Origin of the sequence: Streptomyces hilarionis (assembly GCF_024539675.1) — a bacterium.
Classification (GTDB): domain Bacteria; phylum Actinomycetota; class Actinomycetes; order Streptomycetales; family Streptomycetaceae; genus Streptomyces; species Streptomyces hilarionis.
Genome location: NZ_JAHHIT010000017.1, coordinates 1 through 4,494 on the forward strand (window position 1 = coordinate 1; position 4,494 = coordinate 4,494).

The 4,494-nt window shown below is 74.6% G+C and carries 5 protein-coding genes; 3 read left to right on the plus strand and 2 right to left on the minus strand.

Features of this window, described 5'->3' with window-relative positions:
- Window positions 1-88: 88 nt before the first annotated feature.
- Both KMS84_RS04470 and KMS84_RS04475 read right to left on the minus strand, forming a co-directional pair.
- On the minus strand, window positions 89-538 hold the full coding sequence (locus KMS84_RS04470) for a carboxymuconolactone decarboxylase family protein (RefSeq protein ID WP_256914699.1): 450 nt from the start codon (window positions 536-538) through the stop codon (window positions 89-91).
- A gap of 49 nt (window positions 539-587) precedes the next feature.
- On the minus strand, window positions 588-1,799 hold the full coding sequence (locus KMS84_RS04475) for a globin domain-containing protein (protein ID WP_256914700.1): 1,212 nt from the start codon (window positions 1,797-1,799) through the stop codon (window positions 588-590).
- Window positions 1,800-2,094: 295 nt separating this feature from the next.
- On the opposite strand from KMS84_RS04475, the gene KMS84_RS04480 reads away from it, so the two are divergent.
- From KMS84_RS04480 to KMS84_RS04490, 3 genes are all read left to right on the plus strand, one after another.
- Window positions 2,095-2,994, plus strand: a complete 900-nt coding sequence (locus KMS84_RS04480) for a UTP--glucose-1-phosphate uridylyltransferase (RefSeq protein ID WP_256914701.1) — start codon at window positions 2,095-2,097, stop codon at window positions 2,992-2,994.
- A gap of 106 nt (window positions 2,995-3,100) precedes the next feature.
- Complete coding sequence (locus KMS84_RS04485; RefSeq protein WP_256914702.1) at window positions 3,101-3,571, plus strand: FAD-dependent oxidoreductase; 471 nt, start codon at window positions 3,101-3,103, stop codon at window positions 3,569-3,571.
- Window positions 3,572-3,736: 165 nt separating this feature from the next.
- Entirely contained in the window at window positions 3,737-4,180 is a 444-nt protein-coding gene (locus tag KMS84_RS04490) for a hypothetical protein (protein ID WP_256914703.1), read from the plus strand.
- The last annotated feature ends 314 nt before the right edge of the window (window positions 4,181-4,494 follow it).

The following is a 4,494-nucleotide window of genomic DNA, read 5'->3' on the forward strand; positions in this document are numbered from 1 at the left end:
GGGCAGGGGTCATGGGCGGGGCCTCCAGAAGGGGTCGGGACCGGGCGGTCCGAACGATTCTCACCGGACCGCGCCGGCCCGCGTCCGCTCAGCGCACGGGGTGCTTGCTGAGGATGGACACCCGGTTGAAGGCGTTGATGGTGACGGCCACCCAGATCACGGCCGAGAGCTGGTCCTCGGTCAGCACCTCGCGGGCCTGGGCGTACGCGGCCTCCTGGGCGGCCGCGTCGCACGGCAGGGTGGTGGCCTCCGCGAGCGCCAGGGCCGCCCGCTCCAGCGGGGTGAAGAGCTCGGTGTCCCGCCAGGCCGCGAGGACGCCCAGCCGCCGGGTGTCCTCGCCGGCCCGCAGGGCGGCCCTGGTGTGCACGTCGAGGCAGGACGCGCAGCCGTTGAGCTGGGAGACGCGCAGGTTGACCAGTTCCACCACGGTGCGCTCCAGGCCGGCCTCGGCGGCGGTCGCCCGCACGGCCTCGGACGTCTGGACCAGCGCGTGGTAGGCCTTGGGGCTCTGCTTGTCCAGATAGATCCGTCGGCTCATGAACGAAGATCCAACCAGAGGACCGACGACGACCGACGGGCGGGGCGGGTCAGTTGCCGAGCCAGAGGTCGGGGCCGAACACCTCGTAGTGGACGGCGGCGGGGCTCAGCCCCCGGGCGAGGAGGTCGCCGCGGACGGCCCGCATGAACGGCAGGGGCCCGCAGAGGTAGGCGGTGGTGTCCCGGGGCAGCGTGAGACCGCCGAGGTCGGCCCGTCCTTCGTGCAGGTGGACACGGGATTCCCCGACGTCCCCGGCGCCGGCCTCGTACCAGACGTGCACGGGGGAGTGCGGGAGCCGCTCGGCCAGTTCGGCCTGCTCGTGGCGGTGCGCGGGATGGGCGGGGGAGCGGTCGGCGTGCACGACCGTGACCGGGCGGTTCGGGCTGACGTCGCCGAGGTGGTCCAGCATCGACAGCAGCGGCGTGATGCCGATCCCGGCGGACGCCAGCAGCAGGGGGCTGTCGTCCCGCGGGAGGACCAGGTCGCCGAACGGCAGGGAGACGCGCAGGACATGGCCCGGCCGGGCGTGCGTGTGCAGCCAGGTCGAGACCTCGCCCTCGGGGAGGCTGCCGTCCGCGGAGCGCTCGCGCTTGACGGTGATGCGCCAGGTCTTGTGCCCGGGGGCCGCGGAGAGGCTGTACTGGCGTATCTGCCGTGCGCCGTCCGGCAGTTCGACCTGCACGCCGACGTACTGCCCGGGTGCGAACGGCTCGGTGGGCAGACCGTCGGGGCGGCGCAGCACGAACGAGGCGGCGTCCACCGACTCCTCGGTGCGTTCGGCGATCTCCATCTCGCGCCAGACCTGTCCGTCGTCGACCCGCGCGCCGGCGTACAGGCGGGCCTCCAGGGCGATCAGGGCGTTGGCCATCAGCCAGTAGACCTCGTCCCAGGCGGCCGCCACCTCGGGGGTGACGGCGTCGCCGAGCACGTCGGCGACGGCGCCCATCAGATGCCGTCCGACGACGGTGTACTGGTCGGCGGTCACGCCCAGCGAGGCGTGCTTGTGGGCGATGCGGCCGAGGACGGCGTCGGGACGCTCGCCCGGCCGTTCCACCAGCACGGTGGCGAAGGCGGCCACGGCCCCGGCCAGCGCCCGGCGCTGCGTGCCGCCGGCCTGGTTCGTCCGGTTGAACAGGTTGCGCAGCAGGTCCGGGTGCTCCTCGAACAGGCGGCGGTAGAACAGCTCGGTGATCGCGTCGAGGGAGGCTCCCACGGTCGCAAGGGTGGCGCGGACGATCGGGACGGAAGGCGCGGAGAGCATCGCGGTCCTCTCGGTATCAGGATGCACGGCGTGAGCTGTGCGCGGCGTTCGGGCTGCCCTGTCCCGCATCGTAGATAACTTGCATATGAGATACCAATTTAAAGCCCGCGGGGTGCGTGTGCCGTTCGTCACCGGCCCGCCCCCGGCCCGCTCCCGGCCCGTCCGCCGGGCCCCGCCGGGTGACGCGGCGGCGCGGGGCGTCGCGTCCGGCCGGTGCGGGCGGGGCGCGCGTTGGTAGCGTCCGCCTGTGCCGTGCCGGCCGGCACGGCGTCGCCGCACGACCGAGGGAGACGCGATGTCCCCGACGATCCGCAGGGCCGTGATCCCCGCCGCCGGGATCGGCTCGCGCCTGCTGCCCCTCACCAAGGCGACGCCCAAGGAGATGCTCCCGGTCGGCGACAAGCCGGTCATCGAGCACACCGTGCGCGAGCTGGTGGACTCCGGCATCACGGACATCACCGTCGTCGTCTCCGGTGGCAAGTCCCTGATCCAGGACCACTTCCGGCCCCATCCCGCCCTGGTCGCGCAGCTGCGCGCCGACGGCAAGGAGGACTACGCGGACGCGGTGGAGGAGGTCGCCGACCTGTCCCGCCGGGGCCACCTCACCTACCTGGACCAGTACGGGCCGTACGGCAACGGCACCCCCGTGCTGAACGCGGCCCGGGCCTTCGGCGACGAGCCGGTCCTGGTGCTGTGGCCCGACGACGTCTTCGTGGCCGAGGTCCCGCGGGCCCAGCAGCTCATGCGCGCCTACGAGCAGACCGGCTGTCCCGTCCTGGCCCTGCTGCCGATGGACCCGGCCGAGTCGCAGCGCTACGGCGTGCCGCTCGTCGAGGAGGACCTGGGCGGCGGCCGGCTGCGCGTCACCGGTCTGGTCGAGAAGCCCGAGCCGGCCGCGGCCCCGTCGGCGTACGCGGCCATCGGCGGCTACGTCGTCACCCCCGGCGTCGTCGACGAACTGCGCGAGCAGACGCGTCGCTGGTACGAGCACCGGACGGGTGAGATCTACCTGACCGACGCCATCAACGCCTACGCCGCCACCCGCGCGGTCTACGGGCAGGTCATCGAGGGCCGCTGGTACGACACCGGAAACCCGGCCGACTACCTGGTCGCCCAGATGGCGTTCGCCCTCTCCCACCCCGAGTACGGGCCGGTGGTGCGCGCTCTGGTCACCGAGCTGGACGCCGGCGGCTGAGCCGCCGCCCCGGGGCGTGGACGCCGGTGGATCCCTCTGTCGGCCGAGCGCGCGCGGCGGGGGCTCAGCCCGGCGCGGTGCGCACCTGCGGCGACCGGGGCGCACCGTGACCTCGGCGACCCGCCGGGACGTCACCCTCTCCGACGGCGAGGTGATCCCCGCGGTGACCGTCGTCCGGACGGCCGGCATGGCCGCGAGCCCCCTCAGCGCCCAGGTCCCCGGCGAACGCGACCGGTGGGGGCGCCCGAGCGTGGACGCGCACCTGCGGGTCGTCGGCGTGCCCGACGTCCACGCGGCCGGCGACACCGCGCACGCCGCCGCGGACGACGGCCGCTCCACGGCGCGGTCCTGTCAGCACGCCCTGCCCATGAGCAGGTTCGCCGGTCACGACGTGGCGGCCGAGCTCCTCGGCGGCGACCTGCTGCCCTTCCCGCCCGACCCGTACGTCACGTGCCTCGCCCTCGGCCCCGCCGGGGCGGTCTGCACCGAGGGACGTCAACGGGCGCTGGATCCACCCCCCCCGACCGACGACGCCGAGCGCCTCCTCGACCAGGCGGGACGCCTCTCGAACGGCTGACGACGGGCCCGCCCGCCGGCGACGGGGTTCGTCCCGCCCCGGGGCGTCCGGACTGACGGGGTGACAGGAACGCGTGCGGCGGCCGGTGGGAGAATGCGGTCGAGGTCCATGCCGCCGTGGCGGCCGGCGGCCCGTGCACGCGGGGGGACCGGAGGGAGGCGTCGCGTGATCGAGTGGGTGTCCCTGAGGACCGGCGCCAGACCCGTGCCCCAGCCCGTCGCCACCCCCGTGGTGTGGGCCACGGCCTTCGGCGGCGCGATGATCCTGGTAGCGGTGCACAACGCGCTGGTGGGCTCGGGCCGCCCCGGGTGGGCGCTGGTGGCGGTGTCCCTGCTGGCGGCCGTGCTGGGCCTGTGCGCCCGCTTCACGGCGGCTCCGGGCACGGCCGTGCTGTGCTGGCTCACCCTCAACGGCTTCGCCGTGCCGCCGGCCGGCACCCTCACCTGGACCGGGCCCCGCGACACCTTCTGGCTCACGTGTCTGTGCTCCGCCGCCCTGGTCGGCACGGTGCTGGCCCGCCTCGTCCAGGCCCGGGCCGCGTACCGCCGGGTCGCGGGCGGGGCGGCCCCGCAGGCGCCGGACCCGGACGACGGCCGCCCCGGGCTCTGACGGGCCCGGCGGCGAACGCCCCTCCCGCGGCGCTCGCGGCCGGTGTGGACCGAACCCTTGACACGCTTATTGCTCACTCCTTAAATCACGTAGTGAACTAAGTCGCGTCGACGGCCTGTTCGCTCCGGGGCGACAGGTCGACAGGTCGACGGTCCGACGGGTCGCCGGGTCGTGCGGCGGCGGTTCAGGGCGGCTCAGGCCCTGACCTCCCGCGCGCCCCGGTCCTCCGTCCCGTCGTCGCGTCAGCCCAAGCCTGTCATGAGCATGACTATCGGATCGGCCGACCCGCCACCCCGTCCCACCCACCCCCACCC

Coding starts and splice junctions, on each gene's coding strand:
- KMS84_RS04470 (WP_256914699.1), bottom strand. CDS start 538: ATGAGCCGACGGATCTATCTGGACAAGCAGAGCCCCAAGGCCTACCAC.
- KMS84_RS04475 (WP_256914700.1), bottom strand. CDS start 1,799: ATGCTCTCCGCGCCTTCCGTCCCGATCGTCCGCGCCACCCTTGCGACC.
- KMS84_RS04480 (WP_256914701.1), top strand. CDS start 2,095: ATGTCCCCGACGATCCGCAGGGCCGTGATCCCCGCCGCCGGGATCGGC.